Source organism: Pseudomonas sp. LTR0 (assembly GCF_036630035.1).
Taxonomy (GTDB): Bacteria; Pseudomonadota; Gammaproteobacteria; order Pseudomonadales; family Pseudomonadaceae; genus Aquipseudomonas; species Aquipseudomonas putida_Y.
Genome location: NZ_CP123734.1, coordinates 579,764 through 599,881, shown reverse-complemented (window position 1 = coordinate 599,881; position 20,118 = coordinate 579,764). Strand labels below are relative to the sequence as shown.

Annotated in this window: 15 protein-coding genes; 10 read left to right on the top strand and 5 right to left on the bottom strand. The window is 63.8% G+C overall.

Annotation, left to right across the window (positions count from 1 at the left end):
- The first annotated feature begins 52 nt into the window (after nt 1-52).
- Nucleotides 53-1,996: a methyl-accepting chemotaxis protein gene (locus QCL51_RS02765; protein ID WP_028697770.1), complete on the top strand. Its 1,944-nt coding sequence runs from the start codon at nt 53-55 to the stop codon at nt 1,994-1,996.
- A 66-nt stretch (nt 1,997-2,062) separates the two neighbouring features.
- Here the strand turns inward: QCL51_RS02765 and QCL51_RS02760 are convergent, their stop codons facing one another.
- Nucleotides 2,063-2,842, bottom strand: a complete 780-nt coding sequence (locus QCL51_RS02760) for a helix-turn-helix transcriptional regulator (protein WP_021783980.1) — start codon at nt 2,840-2,842, stop codon at nt 2,063-2,065.
- 89 nt (nt 2,843-2,931) lie between these two features.
- A complete protein-coding gene (locus tag QCL51_RS02755; RefSeq protein ID WP_338444582.1) occupies nt 2,932-4,209 on the bottom strand; it encodes an acetyl-CoA C-acetyltransferase in 1,278 nt (425 codons plus the stop codon).
- 117 nt (nt 4,210-4,326) lie between these two features.
- Between QCL51_RS02755 and QCL51_RS02750 the strand changes: the two genes are divergently transcribed.
- The 8 genes from QCL51_RS02750 to QCL51_RS02715 all read left to right on the top strand — a co-directional run bounded on the left by QCL51_RS02750 (nt 4,327) and on the right by QCL51_RS02715 (nt 10,523).
- The gene (locus QCL51_RS02750) at nt 4,327-5,679 is read left to right on the top strand and encodes a 3-oxoacyl-ACP reductase (protein WP_338444581.1); all 1,353 of its coding nucleotides are present in this window, start codon (nt 4,327-4,329) and stop codon (nt 5,677-5,679) included.
- Between the two features lie 2 nt (nt 5,680-5,681).
- Nucleotides 5,682-6,533, top strand: a complete 852-nt coding sequence (locus QCL51_RS02745; protein WP_338444580.1) for a MaoC/PaaZ C-terminal domain-containing protein — start codon at nt 5,682-5,684, stop codon at nt 6,531-6,533.
- Nucleotides 6,534-6,610: 77 nt separating this feature from the next.
- A complete protein-coding gene (locus QCL51_RS02740) occupies nt 6,611-6,916 on the top strand; it encodes a MazG-like family protein (protein ID WP_021783976.1) in 306 nt (101 codons plus the stop codon).
- The gene (locus QCL51_RS02735) at nt 6,913-7,662 is read left to right on the top strand and encodes a methyltransferase domain-containing protein (RefSeq protein WP_021783975.1); all 750 of its coding nucleotides are present in this window, start codon (nt 6,913-6,915) and stop codon (nt 7,660-7,662) included. Before QCL51_RS02740 ends, QCL51_RS02735 begins: the two co-directional genes overlap by 4 nt.
- Before the next feature lie 22 nt (nt 7,663-7,684).
- Complete coding sequence (locus QCL51_RS02730) at nt 7,685-8,320, top strand: DUF4136 domain-containing protein (protein WP_021783974.1); 636 nt, start codon at nt 7,685-7,687, stop codon at nt 8,318-8,320.
- Nucleotides 8,321-8,339: 19 nt separating this feature from the next.
- Nucleotides 8,340-8,909, top strand: coding sequence for a DUF4136 domain-containing protein (locus QCL51_RS02725; protein ID WP_021783973.1), 570 nt, complete (start codon nt 8,340-8,342; stop codon nt 8,907-8,909).
- Between the two features lie 247 nt (nt 8,910-9,156).
- Nucleotides 9,157-9,627 carry an A24 family peptidase gene (locus QCL51_RS02720; RefSeq protein WP_021783972.1) on the top strand — a complete coding sequence of 157 codons (471 nt, stop codon included), beginning with the start codon at nt 9,157-9,159 and terminating at the stop codon, nt 9,625-9,627.
- 119 nt (nt 9,628-9,746) lie between these two features.
- Nucleotides 9,747-10,523, top strand: a complete 777-nt coding sequence (locus QCL51_RS02715; protein WP_021783971.1) for a response regulator transcription factor — start codon at nt 9,747-9,749, stop codon at nt 10,521-10,523.
- Nucleotides 10,524-10,597: 74 nt separating this feature from the next.
- On the opposite strand, the gene QCL51_RS02710 is transcribed toward QCL51_RS02715, so the two are convergent.
- Complete coding sequence (locus tag QCL51_RS02710; RefSeq protein WP_338444579.1) at nt 10,598-12,262, bottom strand: POTRA domain-containing protein; 1,665 nt, start codon at nt 12,260-12,262, stop codon at nt 10,598-10,600.
- A 92-nt stretch (nt 12,263-12,354) separates the two neighbouring features.
- Nucleotides 12,355-14,709: a peptidoglycan glycosyltransferase PbpC gene (gene pbpC / locus QCL51_RS02705; RefSeq protein ID WP_103443425.1), complete on the bottom strand. Its 2,355-nt coding sequence runs from the start codon at nt 14,707-14,709 to the stop codon at nt 12,355-12,357.
- 77 nt (nt 14,710-14,786) lie between these two features.
- On the opposite strand from pbpC, the gene QCL51_RS02700 reads away from it, so the two are divergent.
- The gene (locus QCL51_RS02700) at nt 14,787-15,080 is read left to right on the top strand and encodes a hypothetical protein (protein ID WP_004577004.1); all 294 of its coding nucleotides are present in this window, start codon (nt 14,787-14,789) and stop codon (nt 15,078-15,080) included.
- Nucleotides 15,081-15,143: 63 nt separating this feature from the next.
- Here the strand turns inward: QCL51_RS02700 and QCL51_RS02695 are convergent, their stop codons facing one another.
- Nucleotides 15,144-20,045 (bottom strand): alpha-2-macroglobulin, encoded by a 4,902-nt coding sequence (locus QCL51_RS02695; RefSeq protein WP_274102506.1) that lies wholly within the window; start codon nt 20,043-20,045, stop codon nt 15,144-15,146.
- Nucleotides 20,046-20,118: the final 73 nt, after the last annotated feature.

Below are 20,118 nucleotides of genomic sequence, written 5' to 3'. Positions count from 1 at the left end.
ATGTAGTTGCTACCTGCCTCGTGTGTCAAAAATAAAAGTTCCGGGAGCGTCGATGAACATCAAACAGAAACTGACCTGGGCATTCGCGGTCATCGCCGGCTTGCCCATCGTTCTCGTGGCCACCTTGGTGGTCATCAACCTGCGCGGCGAAGCCCGCGATGGATTCCTCGACAGCAGCAGCCGGGAAATCCGCCAGGTCAGCAACGCGATGAACATCTTCTTCCAGGGGATCAACCAGAACGTCGAGTACATGGCTTCCCAGCCAATGGTCGCCGCCACGGGTAGCGAGCTGAACAAATACATGAGCGCAACCCCGTCCTACGAACTGGGCGAGCAGGCCAGCAAAATACTCGACTTCATGACCCGCCTGGCCAACTCACATCCCGCCTACGCCTACCTGTCCTACGGGGTGAGTGACGGCGGCTACACTGGGTGGCCGGCCGGCCAGAAGTTTGTCAATTATGACCCACGCACGCGCCCCTGGTACCAACTTGCCATGGCCAACCCTGGCAAGACGTTGCGCACCGGCGCCTACTACTGGGCCGCCGACGATGCGGTGCTGGTCAGCACCGTGCGCACCGTGGCCAACCAGCTGGGCAACCCCGGCGGCGTGGTCAACATCGACGTGTCGCTCAAAGGCCTGACCGAGATCGTCAAGCAGATCAAACTGGGCGAAAGCGGCTACCTGATGCTGGTGGAAAGCAACGGCAACGTGATGGTCGACCCACGCGACGCCGCCCACAACTTCAAGCAGCTGGGAAGCTTTGGCGACGGTTACGCCAAGCTGGCCAAAGCCGGCAAAGGCCTGGTCGAGGTCGAACTCAATGGCGTGCACTACATGGCCAACGTCTACCCCGACCAGCAACTGGGCTGGACCTTCATCGGCCTGATCGAACAAAGCGAAGTGATGCAGACCACCACCCGGCTCACTTGGCTGATCGGCGTCATCGCTGTCGTGTTGGCCGCACTGTTCGCGGTGGTCGGTGCGGCCTTTGCCAAGCTGATCGTGCGCCCGATCAACAGTGTCACCAATGGCCTGGAAGACATTGCCCAAGGTGAGGGTGACCTGACCCGCAACCTGGAAATCCGCGGCCGCGACGAAACCGCCCAACTGGCCAGCTGGTTCAACCAGTTCCTCGGTGCCATTCGCAGCCTGATCCAGCATATCGGCGCTGCTGCCAGCAAGATCCTCAGCACGTCCAGCAGCTCGACCCGCGTCTCCAGCGACATGGCCGAGGCGGCCGGCCGCCAGCGCGAAGCCGTGGACATGGTTTCCACTGCTTTCCACGAAATGGTCGCCACCGCCAATGAAGTGGCACGCTCCTGCAGCCAGGCGGCGCAGTCGGCCGACAGCGGCCAGCAGCAGGCCCGCGAAGGCCAGCAGCAGATCGATGCGGCGGTACACAGCGTTGATCGCCTGAGCCAGGAAATCGAGCAATCGGCGCAGTCTATCCAGCAGCTGGAGCGTGACAGCAACGCCATTCAGTCGATCCTCGGCACCATCCGTTCGATTGCCGAACAAACCAACCTGCTGGCCCTCAACGCCGCCATCGAGGCGGCCCGTGCCGGTGAGCAGGGCCGTGGCTTTGCCGTGGTGGCCGACGAAGTGCGGGCGCTGGCCAAGCGTACTGCTGACTCCACCGCCGAAATCGACGGTTTGCTGGGCAACCTGGCCAGCCGTACCGCCGAAGTGGCCGAGCAGATGCACGCCAGCCTGGAAGTTTCGCAGCAGTCGGTGAGCCGTATTGGCCTGGCCCGCGACAGCTTCGGGCAGATCCGTGAGTCGGTGGACGTCATCCGCGACATGAATACCCAAATTGCTACGGCGGCCGAAGAACAGCATCAGGTGGCCGAGGACATCAACCGGCACATCAGCCAGATTCACGGGGATGCGCAGTTGGTGGCCGAGCTGGCCCAGGCAGCGCGCCAGGACTCCGAGAGCCTGGCCGGGCTGTCCAATGAGCTGGATACGCTGGTGCGCAGGTTCCGCACCTGATGTATGTGCCTGTGCCGGCCCTTTCGCGGCTAACCCCGCGAAAGGGCCGGCACAGGCCACCGAAAATCAGAGCTTCAATTCCCCCGGTGTCGCGCCAAACAGCTGCTTGAACGCCGCAATGTAGGCCGACGTGGAGTCATACCCACACCCCAGCGCCGCCTCGGTCACATTCTCCCCCGCCTCCAGCAACGCCAGCGAAGACAACAGCCGCATGCGCTGGCGCCAATTACGAAAGCTCAACCCGGTTTCCCGTTGAAACAGCCGCATCAGCGTCTTCTCCGAACACCCCAGCTCCCGCGCCCATTGCTGCAAGGTCTGCGACTGATCTGGTGCAGCGATCAAGCCATTGCACAGCGCCAGCAAACCAGGGTGGCGGGGCAACGGCAGCGAAAAACCGACTTCCGGCAAGGTGCGCAACTGGTCGAGCAGCACCGCCACCAGACGCGCCTCGGCGCTGTCGTCTTCTGGGTAATCCGCCGGGAACAGGCAGAACTGCTTGATCAGCTCGCGCGCCAGCGGCGTCACTTCCAACACCCGGCATTGTTCCGGCGCCCATGGGCAGGCATCGCGGCGCACATACAGGCTGCGCATCTCGGCTTGCATCGAGGTGACCACTTCATGCTCGGCATCAGCAGGGATCCATACCCCCCACTGCGGAGGGGCAAAGTAACTGCCGTCGCGTGTGTACACGCCGAGTACGCCGCTGATGGCATAGGAGAACTGTACCCAGTCGTGCTGGTGGCGAGTGGTCCAGGAGCCGGCGCCAAGGCTTTCGGCACGGGCGTAGAGCGGTCTGGGCAGGTGTTCCAGCGCGGGGATGGCGCGGGGGTGTCCGATGATCGGCATGGTTTCTTCTTTTAGTTCTGACCAGACAAGACTAACAGCTGGATCATGATCAAGGCACTCGCCGCCTCTGCAGTTACCCTGGAGGGGCTTCAGCGCTCGACGATAACGGTCACCCCCTGCCCGCCTGCCGCACAGATCGAAATCAGCCCGCGCCCCTTACCCGCCGTCGCCAGCAGCTTGGCCAGGCTGGCCAATATCCGCCCACCGGTTGCCGCAAACGGGTGCCCGGCCGCCAGCGAACTGCCCTTGACATTGAGTTTGCTGCGGTCGATCGCGCCAAGCGGCGCCTCCAGGCCCAACCGTTCACGGCAGTAATCGGCATCCTCCCAGGCCTTGAGCGTGCACAGCACCTGGGCAGCAAAGGCTTCGTGGATTTCGTAATAGTCAAAGTCCTGCAGCGTCAGGCCATTGCGTGCCAGCAAGCGCGGCACGGCATACACCGGCGCCATCAACAACCCTTCGCGCCCCGTGACAAAATCCACCGCAGCGGTTTCGCCATCGACCAGATAGGCAAGCACCTGCAACCCCTGCTGCTGCGCCCACGCTTCGCTGCCCAACAGCACCAGCGAAGCACCATCGGTCAACGGCGTGGAATTACCCGCCGTCAACGTGCCCTGCCCGCTGCGGTCAAAGGCTGGTTTGAGCCTGGCCAACTGCTCAAGGCTCAGGTCGGGGCGCAGGTTGTTGTCCTGTGTCAGCGAAAGAAACGGCGTCAACAGATCGTCCTGCCAACCCTCGGCATAGGCCGCAGCCAGCTTCTGGTGACTGAGCAGCGCCAGTTCGTCCTGCTCGGCGCGGCCAACGCGCCAGGTGTGGGCCATGCGTTCGCAATGCTCGCCCATCGACAACCCCGTACGCGGCTCGCTATTGCGTGGCAGCTCGGGTTTCAGGTGATGAGGCCGCAGCTTGAGAAAGGGCTTTAACCGATCGCCAAGGCTTTTGCCACGGTTGGCCCGCAGCATTATATGGCGCAAGCCTTCGTTGACGGCGATGGGCGCATCGGAGGTGCTATCGACACCGCCAGCAATACCGCAGTCGATCTGCCCCAGGGCAATCTTGTTGGCCACCAGCAGCGCAGCCTCCAGCCCGGTACCGCAGGCCTGCTGAATGTCATAGGCCGGGGTCTGCGGTGACAGGCGCGAACCCAACACGCACTCGCGGGTCAGGTTCATGTCGCGCGAGTGCTTGAGCACGGCACCGGCCACCACCTCGCCCAACCGCAGCCCGTGCAGGCAATAGCGTTCGATCAAGCCTTCAAGCGCGGCCGTGAGCATCGCCTGGTTGCTGGCCGTGGCGTAGGCGCCATTGGAGCGGGCGAAGGGGATCCGGTTGCCGCCTAGGATCGCGACCCGGCGAGTTGAACGCATGCGCTGGTTCCTCCTGAAACAATTTGATCGGTACAGCCTAGGTGTTTTTACCGCATTCGAACGACCCTGCCGCAAAGTTGGTCCACACTTTCAAGCTTGCCTTTCGGGAGACCCCTCATGAGCGATCGCTACCTCGGTTTTGCCAACTCCAATCTCGGCCGCCGCCTCGTGGATGCCCTTGGCCTGCCACGCCCGGCGCCACTGGAGCGCTGGCAGGCTGGCCGCCTGCGCCCGGTAGAAGGTGCCCTGATACTGGGTGGCGGGCCACTGGCGAAGCAGGTCGAAGCCATCGCCCCGCGCCTCACTGACGAGGTATACAGCTTCAATGCCGACAACCTGCAGGCTGAAGCCTGGGTGGCCGGCCTGGGGCCGAAAATCAAGGCCGTGGTATTCGATGCCAGTCACTTGTCCGACAGCGATGCACTGAAGCAGTTGCGTGAATTTTTCCAGCCGCTGCTACGCAGTCTGGCCCCATGCGCCCATGTACTGGTGCTGGGCCGTGCACCGGAAGGCCTCGACAACCCACTGGCCAGCGTTGCACAGCGTGCCCTTGAGGGCTTCAGCCGCTCACTGGCCAAGGAACTGCGCAACGGCGCCACTGCCCAGCTGTTGTATGTCGCCCCCGGTGCCGAAGATCAGCTGGAAGGCGCCCTGCGCTTCTTCCTCTCGCCAAAGAGTGCCTTCATCTCTGGCCAGGTTCTGCGCCTGCAAGCCTGCACCAGCCAGGTGGAAGACTGGACCCGCCCACTGGGCGGTCGCCGTGCGCTGGTCACGGGGGCTGCGCGCGGTATCGGCGCCGCCATTGCGGAAACCTTGGCACGGGACGGCGCCGATGTACTGCTGCTGGATGTACCGCAGGCCAGCCAGGACCTAGACGCCCTCGCTGCACGCCTCGGCGGCAAGGCACTGCCACTGGATATATGCGCTGGCGATGCGGCAACGCAACTGCTCGCGGCCCTGCCCGACGGCATCGATATTGTGGTGCACAACGCCGGTATCACTCGCGACAAGACGCTGGCCAACATGACTCCGGAATACTGGGACGCCGTGCTGGCCGTTAACCTCAAGGCACCGCAGGTGCTCACCCAGGCGCTGTATGACAATGGCGCGCTGGGGGAAAACGCGCGCATCACCCTGCTGGCCTCGGTCAGCGGCATTGCCGGCAACCGCGGGCAGGCCAACTATGCCGCGAGCAAGGCCGGGCTGATTGGCCTGGCCCAGGCCTGGGCGCCACGGCTCGCCGAGCGCGGTGGCAGCATCAACGCCATCGCTCCCGGTTTCATCGAAACCCACATGACTGCAGCCATGCCCATGGGCCTGCGCGAGGCAGGGCGGCGCTTGAGTTCGTTGGGCCAGGGTGGGCGCCCGCAGGACGTCGCCGAAGCCATTGCGTGGCTCAGCCAGCCAGGCTCCGGGTCGGTCAACGGCCAGGTGTTGCGGGTGTGCGGTCAGGCACTGATGGGAGCTTGAGCATGAGCCGACAATGGCACGATCTGCACAACCCGGTCGCCCGCGCCAGCCTGTACCTGCGCGCAGCCAGCAAACGCACCATCAGCGGCGACCGGCTGCCGGACGATGGCCTGCGCTGTTTCATTCGGGTTCAGCCGGGCAACCTGGGGGCGTATCGAAGGCTTTGCCACTTTCCCGATGATGGTCGCCTGCCGGGGACTTATCCACATGTGATGGCGTTTGCCCTGCAATTGCAGTTGATGACTGCCGATGATTTCCCCTTTCCGCTGCTTGGCCTGGTACACCTGCACAACCGCATCGAAGTGCTGCGCCCCCTTGGTGCTGTCGAAGGGCTACGTTTTGCGGTGCACGCGCACAACCTGCAGCGCCATGCCAAAGGTGGCACCTTCGACCTGGTCACCGAGGCTGAAGATGGCATCGGCCTGCTCTGGCGCGAGACCAGCCGCATGTTGGTGCGTGGCTTGGCGCTGGAAGGCGAGGCAAGTGAGCCCGCCGACACTGAGCCTGTTCCATTGCCCGAGGCCACCCGCTGGTATGCCGACAGTGATATCGGCCGGCGTTATGCCAAGGTGTGCGGGGATTACAACCCTATCCACCTCAGCGCGGTCAGTGCGCGGTTGTTCGGCTTCCCAAGGGCCATTGCCCATGGCATGTGGACCAAGGCCATGGCCTTGGCCGCGCTGCGCGGGCACCTGCCGCACAGTGGCTATGCCTTTGAGGTGGACTTCCGCAAGCCGGTAAGGTTGCCTTCGGAGGTGGTGCTCAGTGCCAGTGAAGCGGGCCCTTCGGGCCAACTGCGCCTGGATGGGCACGGGGGCGTGCTGCATATGGTCGGCCGTTGGGAGTGCCTGTAGGCCGGGCCTGTCCTGGCGGCATACGCTTGCTTTGCATCGGGCCTGGGCAGAAGCTATGCAGCAATAGGAGACCCCCGATGAACCTGCAAGAAATCACCCAACGCCTGCATCAGATCCGCGATACCAACGACTGGCGCGGCTTCCACAGCCCGAAGAACCTGGCCATGGCCGCCAGCGTCGAAATGGCCGAGCTGGTAGAAATCTTCCAGTGGCTGAGCGAGGACGAATCGCGCCAACTGCCTGCCGACAAACTGGCCCACGCCGGCCAGGAAATCGGTGACGTGGTGCTCTACCTGTTGCTGCTGTGCAGCGAACTGGGTCTGGACATGGACCAAGTGGTGCGTGCCAAGCTGGCCGACAGCGAGAGGCGCTTCGCCCGATGAACGATCGTCATTTCGATGAGCTGGCCACCCGCTTTGCCGAAAAGATCTATGGCGGCGCCAAGGGCGCGATCCGCCTGGCGGTGTTGCAGGCCGACCTGGCCGAAGCGCTACCCGACCGCCCGCTACGCATCCTCGACATCGGCGCCGGGTTGGGCCACATGGCCTTGTGGCTGGCCGAGCGCGGCCACCAGCTGACCCTGGCCGAACCCGCGGCGCCCATGCTCGACGGCGCCAGAGCGCGCTTTGCCGAAGCCGGCCAGACCGCCACTTTCATCCAGGCGCCCTGGCAAGACCTGCTCGGCCAACTGACCGAGCGCTACGACCTGGTGCTCTGCCACGCCGTGCTCGAATGGCTGGCCGAACCCGAGAGCATCCTGCCGGTGCTGCACCAGCTCACGGCCCCCGGCGGTTGGTTATCGCTGGCCTTCTACAACCGCGACGCCCTGGTCTATCGCAACCTGCTCAAGGGCCATTTCCGCAAGTTGCGCAGCAACCGGCTGGAAGGTGAAAAGCAGAGCCTGACCCCACAGAAACCGCTTGATCCACGCGAACTCAAGGCGCAACTTGAGCCTATGTGGCAGGTTGAAAGCGAAAGCGGCGTGCGGGTGTTTCACGACTATATGCCCAAGGAATTCCAGGGCAAGGCCGAGCTGCTCGACCTGCTGGAAATGGAACTGGCCCACCGTCGCCACCCCAGCTTCGCCGGGCTTGGCCGCTACCTGCACTGGGTTTGCCGCCCCCGCTAATCCGCCGCGCCGGGAGGAACACATGCCGTACCGTTTGTTGTGCCTGGCCTTGCTGCCCATTGCCCTGGCTGGCTGCCAGGGCAGCAACCCGTATGTGGCCAGCAGCCGCCCGTTACCACCGGCCCCTGCCCAGGCGGCCACCACCTTCGACGCCAGTGCCTACCCAGCGCCCGTTCGCGATTACGGGCACTACCGCAGCTGGAGCTGGCGCAACGGGCAGTTGCCCAGCGGCGCTGTAGGTGCCGACCCGGCGCAACTGGCCGATGCGGTGAGCGGCGCGCTCGATCAGCATGGCCTGCGCCCCTCTCGCGCAGGCCCTGGCGATTTGCTGGTAAGCGCCGGTATACGCCTGGAAAAACGCTTGCGCCAGGTGCGTGACTACGACAGCTACGACCCCTACTACGGGCCGTACCCTTATGGTGGTGTGGGCTATGGCGGCTATCACCATGGTTATGGGGGCTATGCCAGCGTGCCCATCGTGCGTACCTACGAGGTCGAAGTCCTGGTGGTGCGCATCGACCTGTACGACGCCCGCAGCGGCCAGCCGGTCTGGAGCGCCAGCGCCGAAAGCAGCAGCAACAAGGACTCGCCCCGCGAGCGCGAAAGTGCCTTGCGCGATTCTGTGCACAAGGCGCTCAGCGGCTATCCTCCCAGTTAATAGCTAACGGAGAACCATCATGTTGCGCCGTCTCGTTCTACTGTCATTCGCGTTGTTGCTCGCTGCCTGCTCAAGCAACAACGTCCAGCAGGATTTCGATGCCAGCCGCGATTTTGCCGCCTACCGTAGCTGGGCATGGCAGGAGCCGGGCCTGCAGTACCGCCCGGATGACCCACGGATCAAGAGCGACCTTACCGAGCAGCGCATTCGCCAGGCGGTGGCAGACCAACTCGACCAGCGTGGCCTGCGTCCTGTACAAGGCGGAGCGCGGCCGGACCTGACCGTACGCACGTACCTGATCGTGGAACAGCGCCAACAACAGATCACCACCAACTACGGCGGTGGCTGGGGTGGCTACTGGGGCGGCTACTGGGGTGGCCCGATGTACAACGAAACCCGCAGTGTCGACTACAAGGTCGCCACCATTCAGGTCGACCTGTTCGATGGGCGTGACGGCAAGCTGGTATGGCGCGGCAGTGCCGAGCAGATCATGAACAACTACCCGCCAAGCCCGGAAGAACGTAACAGCGCTATCCAGAATACCGTGGCCAAGGTGCTGGGCAACTACCCACCGGGGAGCAAAAAATAGCGCTAGAACGCGGCTTTTGCATACGCCGTGGCACTGTGGGAGCGGCTGAACCCGCGCCCACAGAGATCGCGATTCCAAGTACGACTGCAACCCCTGCCAGGCCTGTGTCAGCTGCGACAAAATCCGTTTCGACAGCGCCTTTTTCTATTGCCAACTGCACTCCCCCGCATGTTCCCGTCTATCTTCATTTAAGGAAACCTGACTGACCGGGTAGATGTGTTCAACATTTGGGAAAGGCGACCTGCCAATGCAAAGCATTGTTCTCCTGCTGTGGCTTGCCTTGTGCTCCGAACAGGATGTGCGTCAACGCCAGATCTCCAACGTGCTGACCCTGGGGGTGGCGAGCTGCGCCTTGGCCTGGCTGTTCAGCACTGGTCACAGCTGGATAGGCGCCGATGCCAGCGATGCCGGCTGGGCGCTGGCCATCGTCATGCTGCTGACCTTGCCAGGCTACATGCTCGGCCGCTTCGGTGCCGACGACGTCAAGCTGATGGGGGCCCTGGCCCTGGCCACCAGCCCGCAGTATGTGCTCGGCACCTTCATTGGCGCGGGTGTCAGTGTGCTGGTCTGGCTACTGACACGCCGGCGTCTGTGGACGCTGCTCAACCCCAAAGTGAAAAAACGTTTGCAGGAACTGACCGAGGAAATGGGTGATAAGCAGGCATTTGTCCCCTATGTGTTATCAGGTTTTCTTCTGACGGCCGTATGGATCCAATAAGCCTTCCAGTGGTCCGATGACTTGTACACACCTTGTACATTTTCGCCTGGTGCGACTACTTTTAAGCTGTCAGAGCGTCTGGCACGGGAGCAGGGCCGTATAAGAACAGGGAGTTGATCGTGTCCAGATCAGTGAGTGAAGTGAAGGTGTTGGTGGTTGATGACCAACCGGTCATTGTCGAGCAACTGAGTGAATTCCTCGAAACCAAGGGCTATGCCTGCGTTACAGCCCTCTCAACCGACGAAGCCATTGAGCACTATGTGGCAGACCCGACTATTGGCTTGCTCATCTGTGACCTGCACATGCCAGATCGGGATGGCATCGAGCTGGTACGCGCATTGAAGGAGATCAACGGTAGCCAGCGCATGTTCGAAGCCATCATGTTGACTGGGCGTGCCGAGAAGCAGGACTTGATCCGGGCGCTACGCGAAGGTTTCGCCGATTACTACCAGAAGCCGATGGACCTCGATGAACTGCTGGAAGGCGTCCGCCGGCAGGAAGAGGCCTTGCTGGAGCGCCAGCGCAACATTCGCGATCTGGGTGGCTTGAACCAGCGCTTGCAGGAACTGGCCGAGTCGGTGGACGAACTGTATCAGGACCTGGAAAAAGCCCGTGGCCAAGGTGCCCACCGGCGTGCCAGTGATGCAGAAGAAAGCGAAAGCGAGCTACCGGCAGCGTTCGAGAAACTGTCACCACGCCAGCTGGAAGTGGCGCGCCTGGTAGGCAAGGGCAAGACCAATTACCAGATCGCCTGCGAACTGGGCATTACCGAAAACACCGTGAAGCTCTATGTGTCTCAGGTATTGCGTTTGACGCATATGCACAACCGCACCCAACTGGCTCTTGCGCTGACCCCCAGCTCGTCGCCCGTGCACCAGCGGTTCACGACCCATTGAGTGAAGGCGCGGCCCACCATTTTGGAGCAGCCTTGCGCTGCGAAACGCTGCTCCGGCAAGCCCATATTTGCCTGCTACAACTGGATTGCCAGGTTCAATGTCAGCCGAGGCCCACGTTCCAGGCTATCCAGCGCCACATCCGCCAACGGCTTGGCCACCTCCAGCGCCACATTGAACATATGCCCAACCCCTAACCGCACACCCAGCGCCACCGAAGCCAGATGGGCGTCCTCCACCGGTCCCCGGTTATGCCAGGCCTGTGCGGTATCCACCACCGCATAGGGCTGAACCCGCGCAAGCCAGCTACTGCGCACGCTGTAGTTGAGCTCGTAAGCCACTCCCCAGCCCTTGTCACCGTCCGCCTGATCGCGCGGGTAACCGCGCCCGAAATTCTGCCCGCCAAACCCCGCACGCTCGCTGTCAGGCAATCGATCATCACTCCAGTACAACGCCCCGGACACCACCCCCTGCCAGTTATCCAACAGCCTGTCGCTCTGCAAACCGGAAAGCCGCAAGCGCAGGAAATCGAGATCGTAGTCAGCATCGCTGCGTGCTCCCAGGTAGTCCAGGCCCTGATAGACCCCGGCACTGACGATACGCAAACGCCCCTGCTCCACCTTGCGCCAGTCACCTTCGAATGCCAGCGCCCGCACATAGGTGTCGTACTTGCGAGACGGTGGCTGTTCGGCCATCCGGTCTTCACCATGCTCACTGACTGAATACACGTGGCCCTGCACCGCCAGCCACTCATTGGGCCTTACAACCACCGGCTGACGCAGGCCGATCGCATAGCGCTCACTGTCGTGCTTGCGGGTGATATCGCGGCCATCGTCCAAACGTATGCGCGTGCCGGGCTCGCTGCGGTAGCGCGACGCCGACAGCAGCAGTTGGCTTCCGGCGGCGTCCAGGTACTGGCTGTAATCGAGACGCTGGTAGTAGACCCGGTCATTGCCAGGGGGCAGCAGCCAGCTGGCCGTTACGCGTTCGCCATGGCGGGTCTGGGCATTGCTGGCTACGGTGATCAGGGCCTGTGCAGCATCACGGCTGGAGTCGGCCACGGTCACAGCGGCGCTGAGTGGCTTGCGCCGTGCATGCACGGTCAGCTGGGCGACACCATCGGCAGCCCGCGCCATTGCCAATTCGGCCTCTACCACGACCCCTGGCATGCGCGTAGCCAGGCCCAGATAGCGCTCCAGCGTTTCGCGGGTCAGTGGGCGCTCGGCCTCGATGCGCGCCAGCAACTGCTGCAAATACTCATTGGCCGATCCAATATCGCCGTCCACGTGGTAATCACGTACGTAACCTTCGACCAGCACCACATTGACCCTGCCATCGGCCACATCCTGAGGCGGCAGGTAGGCATACGACAGCAAGTAGCCCTCCTGCCGGTAGCGTTGGGTCAGGCGCTGGGTGTATTGCTGCAATTCACCCAACGTGGTTTCGCGCCCGATCAGCGGCTGATAGTGTTCGCGCAGGTCGCCCAAGGGGAACACCGTGCCGCCCTCGAAGCGCACTTTATGCAGCACCAGCCGGGTGTTGGCCGGGGCCCAGCTGGGATTGTCGATAGCCGCCCCTGCCAGCCGTATGCTGGGGCGCACAGGGGAGTAGTCCGTCATCGGCAGGTTGGCGCTGGGCAGACGCCGCTCGTATTCATGGCTGTCGAGAAACCCCGGCAACGGCTCGGCGTGGGCAGCAAGTGCCCAAAGCAGCAACATCAGGGGCACGAGCAGAGGACACATAGGGCACTCCATGTTCCCATGGGTTGCGGGGCACCAGCCGGCCACACCCGTCACTTGCAAGCGTAGGTGCTGGCCCGGCTGCCGTCGAACATCTACTCGCTGACCTGGAACGCCACCCGCGCCGTCTGACCGCTTTCGTCCAGCGCGCTGAGTTCAGCCTGCCCGACCTGTGGCAAACGCAGCAACAGGCTGTCTTGCCCTTGGGTTTCACCCAGCGGCTGGCCGTTGAGGAACCACCAGCGCCGTCCACCACCACCCAAGGCAGAGACCTGCAATTGCAGCGGCTCAGTGCTGGTGGCCGGGCGACGCAGATTGTCGCCTGGGCGCACACCGACGATCGACAGCGGTGGTGCACTGGCCGGCGCCTGCGGCGGGCAGGCCGGGTCGATGGCCGGCAATCGCGCCAGGCGCCGCTCGACACGGGGTAGCCACGGCTCCAGTGGCGCCGGCCACAGGGCGATGTCACGAGCCCTGGCGCCCGGGCAGCTACCATCGACCCGCAAGCCCTGCTCGTTGACCCACACTTTTTCACGCAAGCCCAGGCCCAGCGGCTGGTCGGCTGCCTGCAAGGTTGGCGGCGTGGTGCCGTCCAGGGTCCATGCAAAGCGCTGACGCCGACAGTTGGTGTCCTGCTTGCTCATCGGCTGGCCCAGCGGCCAACAGATCGCCGCAACACCGATATTCGCAGGTACCCGCTCTACAGGGACGCTGATGCCGCGTTGGCTGTCGCGATTGCTCAACAGATCGTGCACCTGCAACATCAGCGGCGCCGCCGACGCCAGGCCGAACTGCCCGGGTACCGGTGTACCGTCGGGGCGGCCAATCCATACGCCGATCAGGTAGCGCGGCCCCACGCCAATCGACCAGGCATCGCGAAAGCCGTAGCTGGTGCCGGTTTTCCAGGCCAGTTGCGGGCGCTGCACCAGTTCGGCGTGCGGGTCGCGGTCCGGGCGCGCCTGGCCACTGAGGATACGCCGGATGATCCACGCCGCCCCTGGCGACAGCAACCGGTGCTCCACCAAGGGGGCCTGTGGCTGCAGGCGCACCTGCGCACTGTTGCCCCCCCGCGCCAGCGCCGCGTAGCCGCCGACCAGGTCTTCCAGCCGGCTGCCGGCACCGCCCAGGATCAACGACAGGTTGGGCTCGGCAAGGGGCGGCAGTATCAGCGGCATGCCCGCCATGCGCAGTTGCGCGGCAAAGCGTTTCGGGCCGTAGGCTTCCAGCAATTGCACGGCGGGCAGGTTGAGCGACAGGGCCAGCGCCGAGCTGGCCGACACAGGCCCGCTGAAACCCATGGAGAAGTTGCCGGGGCGGTAGTCGCCGTAGCGTCGCGGAACATCCTGCAACAGCGATTCGGAATGGATCAGGCCATCGTCCAGCGCCATGCCGTAGAGAAAAGGCTTGAGGGTGGAGCCGGGCGAACGTAGCGAGCGCACCATGTCGACATGGCCAAAGCGGCGCTCATCAGACAAATCTACCGAGCCCAGGTACGCGCGCACCGCCATGCTCTGCGCTTCAACCACCAGAATGGCGGCCGAGGTACGCTCCGGCAGCCGCGCGCGCCAGCCCAGCAGCAAGTCTTCGAGGCGCCGCTGAAGCGCGGCGTCAAGCGTGGTACGGATCAGCGGCGGGCTGTCAGCGCTGTTCAGGCGCCGGGCCAGTAATGGCGCCAGGGCCGGCTCCTGGCGTGGCGCCAACACCAGCGGCTCCTCGGCCGCCTCGCGAATTTGCTGGGCCGGCCACACCTGGTATTCAGCCAGGCGCTGCAGCACCTTGTCCCGGGCACGCTGGGCACGCTCGGGGTGGCGGTCCGGGCGCAGCCGGCTGGGTGCCTGGGGCAGCACGGCCAGCAGTGCCGCTTCGGCAGGTGTCAGGTGCAGGGGCGACTTGCCCAGGTACGCCCAGCTGGCTGCCGCCACGCCCTGAAGCGTGCCGCCGAACGGTGCGCGGTTCAGGTAGATCTGCAGGATGTCGCGCTTGGACAAGTGCCATTCCAGCTGCAAGGTGCGCCATAGCTGGCGCAGTTTGCCGACCAGGGTACGGTCGTGCGGGTCGAGCAGGCGTGCCACCTGCATCGACAATGTGCTGCCGCCCGACACGACACGCCCCCCGCGCAGGTTCAGCCAGGCCGCGCGGACCAATGCCAGCGGGTTGACCCCTGGGTGGTTGTAGAACCAACGGTCCTCGTAAGTCAGCAAGGCCTGCAGGTAAAGCGGCGAAACCTCTTCGGGGCTTACGGGGTAGCGCCACACGCCATCAGCATCAGCAAAGCGCCACAACGGCGTGCCGTCTTCGGCCAGCACTACCCGGGCCAGGTCATCACCCGGCAGCGGCAGCGGCCAGATACGATCAGCCAGCCACAACAGGCCGCCCAGCACCAGCAAACTGATCAATGCAGCACGCAACAACCTGCCCGCACGGCTGCGTGGTCGCGCTAAGCTTGGCATCGGGAACCGACCTGGCCAGGTAATGGCCAAAGGCTTTGGGACGACAACCTCGCCGATTTTTTCATCAGGAAGCAACTATGCATGTAGAAGGTTTTTTCGAGTGGCTGGGCCAGGCACTGGGGTCGTTGATCCGCTTCATCGTCGACGCATTGAGCGGGCTGTTCAACCTGCTGGCCAATGCCGGTGGCAACTTCATCGATGGTCTGTCGCGCACCTTGGGCATGGACACCTCGCTGCTGAGCATCCTGGCCCTGATCATCGGCCTGATGCTGCTGTACTCGGCAATCCGCGCATTCATGCGCGCCTCGATCATCCTCGGGATCATCTGGCTGGTGCTGGGGCTATGGGTGATGAGCTGGGTGATTCACTGAACGCACAATGGCATACCCTTGCAGGAGCAGCACGCGGCTGCTCCTGCAGATAAGCGTGCTGCGTCAGCGGGCTTTCACGGTCATCTCCCCTTGCCCATCCCCCACGGCCTGCAAGTTCGGCCGATACATCGACTCGACCTGCGGCGGCGGCACGCGGTAGGTGCCCGGGGTCACTGCTCGCGCCAGGTACAGCAGGTGGGTGGTGCCATAGCCGTCAAGCTTGAGCGCGGCAACATAACGGTCATCACGGTACTCCTGATGCACCACGCTGGCGTTCTGCATCGACTCGCGCCACGCCTTCACTGCACTGCTGGCGTTGTCCAGGCTGGCGGCGCTTTGAGCCAGGTTCTGGTTTTCCAGCTCCAGGCCGGCCGGCAGCAGGTCCACCACCAACGCATCCGGCACGCGGTCCTCAGCCTTGAGCGCCAGGTGCACGAGCACAAGGTCGCCACTGCGCAGGTTGTGCAGGTCCAGCGGCTGGCCATTCATACCCAGGTACTCTCTGCGAATCTGCAGGCCGTTGCCGCCAGCAGCAGGCGCCTGCCGTGGGTAGCCCGACAAGGTCAGCTGCTGGTACAGCGTCTCGTTGCCTTCATTCTGCACGCTCAGTGGCGAGGCCAGTAACGGGCCTTCCAGCTTCATACCGGCGTCGGCATTGTTCAACTCGCGCACTTCACCCCCGCTGTCCAGGCGTGCCTGCCACTGGCCTTCCGGCTTGCCCAGCAGGCCACGGCCAGCGAGGAACAGTGCATTGCGCTCTTGGGTCGACAGCCAACGGTTGGCTGCCAGTTCATCCGACAAGGCGAACAGGCGCTGATCGACCTGGCTGCTGGCCAGGTTGCTTTCCTGCAGCAGCGCCAGGATCAGCGCCTGGTCACGCAGGGCGCTGCCATAATCGGCCAGCCAGCCTTTGCCCCGGCTGATGCCCAGGCCCGCCTGCAAGGCTTGCTCGGCACGCGGTTTGTCGCCCATTTTGTCCAGCGCCACTGCCAGTTGTACCAGCGGCAGACCGGAGCGGGCATCGGCGCGACGTTCGAACAGGCCACGCAGGGCCCCCAACGGCGCCTGCTGGCTGCGCGACAGCACCAGCGCCGCATAGGCCTGCACGGCAAAGCGCGTGTGGTCGGCATTTTCGCTGTAGTCGACTTCGATCAGGTTGCGTTCCTGCAGGTAACGCAGCAGGCGCTCACTGGCCTTCTTCAGTGCCTCGGCAGGCACGCCGTAACCTTGGTCACGGGCACGCAGCAGGAAGTCGGTAACATAGGCGGTGAGCCAGTACTCTTCTTCGCTGTCCGAACTCCACAGGCCAAAGCTGCCGTTGTAGCGCTGCATCCCCAGCAAGTGCTCGATGCCCATTTCGATCTTGCGCTTGCGCACATCCGCCGGCTCGCCCTTGATGCCCAGGCGCTTGAGGCTGTCGGCATCGGCGTACAGCGAGGGGTACAGGCCACTGGTGGTCTGTTCGAGGCAGCCGTAGGGGTAGGCTTGCAGCGCGCGAATCTGCTCGGCAAGGTTCAGCGGCGGCCGGCTCGACAAGGCCAGGCTGGCTTCCAGGCCAGCGGGTTCGAAGGCGGCCAGGTCTGCTTCGGGCAAGGTCCACGGCTGGTCCTTCAGGGCCACACGGTAGTGCTTGAGCATTGCCGGGTAGGCCGGTCGCACGCCCAGCGTCCACTCACGCTCGAACGCTGTGATCGGCTCGTTCGGCAGTTGCAGGCCAGTCACCCGGACATGCACCTTGCCCTGCCCCAGCCCCCCCTGGGCCTGCACCGGAATCATCAGCGTCGAGCGCTGCCCTTCGCCCAGGTTAACGCTCTGCACGGCATTGGCCGCCAGGCTCAGTTGCCCATCCGTGGTGATTTCGACGCTCAGTTGCTGAGCGCGGCCGGACAGGTTGGCGAGGTCCAGTGCCAGGCTGGTACGGTCGCCACCGGCCAGGAAGCGCGGGGCCGAAAGCTCGGCAATCAACGGTGCGGCGACCACGGTCTTGCCTTCGGCCATGCCGAAGTGCTCTTCGGTCCAGGCCTGGGCCATCAACCGCAGTTCGCCGTTGAAGTCGGGGATATCGACCGTGACCTGGCCCTCACCCTTGTCGTCCAGCGTCACCGGCAGGCTCTGTTGGGCAACGATGGTTACCGTAGTGTTGGGTCGCTTGCCCCCCTTGGCCATCGCTGCGTCACCACCGAACGCCAGGCTGGCCAGGCGGCCCTGCCCGGCCTCGATCAATTGGCCGTAGATGTCCAGTTGATCGGCACCATAGGCCTTGCGCCCGAACAGGCTGGCGAACGGGTCGGGGGTTTTGAAATCGGTGATGTTGAGGATGCCCACGTCCACCGCCGACAACAGCACATGCACCTGTTTGGGCACACTGCCATCGGCGTTAGCGGCCTTGATCTTCACCGTCAACGGCTGTTTCGGTCGCATTTTCTCCGGTGCCTGCAGGCTCAGCGCAAGCTTGCGCTCGGCGCGGTCCAGCGGCAGGTGCAGCACGCCCACGGCGCGCTTGGGCGTGGCATTGGCCTTGCGCTCACCAGGGCGGATAACCAACGCGCTGATGTACAGATCGTGGCGGGCCCAGGCCTTGTCCAGTTGCACGTCAAAGGTCTTGCCTTCGGCGGGCACATCGATTTCCTGCCACCACAGCGGGCCATCGCTGGACTCGATCATCAGGTAGCCACTGCCCGCAGCGGGCGGGGTGACGGTGACCTTGGCGGTAGCGCCATCGGCGTAGGAGGGTTTGTCCAGCGCCAGCTTGACCTGGTCCGGTCGCACCGCGCCGCCCTCAGCGTTGTCCTGGGCGCGATAGCCGGCCCAGAAGCGCTCGCTGGATACCAGACCGGTCTGCGGGTCTTCGACCTCGACGCGGTAAGGGCCCCATTCAACCTGGAAGCTGAGCTTGGCAGTGGAACCTGCCTTGACGCTGATCGTCTCTTCGTTCTGGGTCAGGAATTTCTCATTGTAGGCGTAACTCCAGCCGTCACTTTGCGAGTAATTCCAGTAGTAATCGCGGCGTTCGCGAACAAGGCGCACCTTGAGCGCATCGGCCGCCAGTTTGTGACCGTCGCGGTCGGCCAGCAGGAATTCAAATTCCACCGGCCCGTTGCTATCAGTTTCCTCACCTTCGAACAGGCCTCGCAGGCCCGGCAGGCGCTCAGCCGGCCAGATAGGCTGCTCCAGGCGCCGGGTGATCGGCCGGCCACCCGACTCCTGCAGGCTGGCCTGCACGGTCAGTTGCAGCGGAGAGCGGGCTTCGGCCCAACGGCTTTCGATATCGACCACCGCCTTGCCGGCCTGGTCAAGGGTGACCTCGTCCAGTTCCAGGTCCTGCTTCAGATCGGTTTCGGTGACCGAACCGAACTGGTAGCCAGGCAACGCCGGTACCGCCTCACGCAGCGGGCGTACATAGGCCTGACCGCTCAGGCGATTGCCGGCGGCCGGGGCGCCATAGAGGTAACGGCCATTGACCTGGATGCGCGCATCTTCATCCGGCGAAAGCGGTTTGCTGCTGCCCTTGAGTTCCAGCGCGAGGCGCTCGGGCAGGAAGTCTTCGACAAGAAATTCATAGACCTGCTTGCGCCCGCCCCCCAGGTCGAGCAGCAGTTGCCAACGGCCCGTCGGGGCCTCGGTGGCCAATTGCAACTGGTACTGGTACAAGCCATTGCTGTCGGCTTCCCAGACGAACTTGCGGCTCACCTGTTCATCCGGGCGACGCACTTCCACGCTCACCGGTTGGGCTTTGACCGGCTTGCCGTCCTGGTCGCGCAGCAGACCGTTGAGCAGCACCGTCTCACCCGGGCGGTACAGGTCGCGCGGGCCGAAGATGAAGAACTGCAGCGGGTTGGCCTGAGGCCCGGTGATGTCGAATTCGGCCAGGTCCAGGGCTGCGGTGTTCAGGCGCAACAACGTGGTATGCACGCCCTGGGTGGCGATCAGGGTATCGGCCTTGGGCGTGATTGGCAGCTGGGCATGCCCCTTGCCATCGGTAGTGGCCTGGGCCAGCAGCTTGCCCTTTTCATCATGGATTTCCAGGTTGACGTCGCTCAACGCTTTGCCGCCTTCCAGGGCTTGAGCAAACACGTCGATGCGGTCGCGGTAGCGGTGGGCCGACACGCCGATGTCGCTAAGGGTGAACAGGGTTGCCGGCTGAGAATAATCGTAGGTACCCGAGGCGCGCATCACGGCCAGGTACACACCTGGCGCCTGCAACGGCTTGATGCCGGCAATTGGCAACAACACGGTCTCACGCGTGTTGCGTGCCGGGTTGAGATCGAAGCGGCCGCTGTAGACCAGCTCGGCCATGTCCAGGGTTTCCTTGGACTGGTAGTAGTACAGGCTGCTGTTGCGCCCCCAGTTGGCCAGGAAAGTCGAGAGCATGTCTGGCTTGACGCGAAAGAACTCGACATCCACCTTGTCGACGTTCAGGGCAATCACCGGCAGCCCTTCGGCCAGACGCGTAGGCAGCAGCGAGCCGCGGCTGGCAAAGCCGATGGTCGGCTGCATGTCGCGGGTTTCCAGGCGGGTGATCGACTCGCTGTCCAGCTGCTTGCCATTGACTGCCAGCAGCCCCTTGTCGACGGTCAGCACCAGCTTGCGCTGCGGCTCCAGGTGGCGCAAGCGCAGCTCCATCTGGTTGTCGGAGAGTTCCCAGGCACCGTCGAGCTTGCCTTTGACGGTGTCGACCAGGTGCACTTTGTTGGTGAAGTCCTGCTTGGCATCCAGCGGTACGGAAAAGCTGATCGACAGCGTTGCCGCGCCATCGAGCTGCACTTCCGATACGTCCAGCACCGTGAGTTCGCGGCCCTCGTAGCGCTTGGCGAGCACGGTCGGGTCCTCACGCTTGGGGGCGGAGGCTTCGGCGGGCGCGGGTGCCATAGACTTCTCGGCCGGTGCTGGTTTACCCGGCGTGGAAGAGTCACAGGCACTGAGCAACGCCAGCGCGCAGGCCAGCAACAATCCTTTGTTGAACATGAGATAGGAACTCTTGGGCAGCGTGTACGTGAGGGCAGCAACTATAGCGCAACGTCGGGTGCAGCACCTGTTG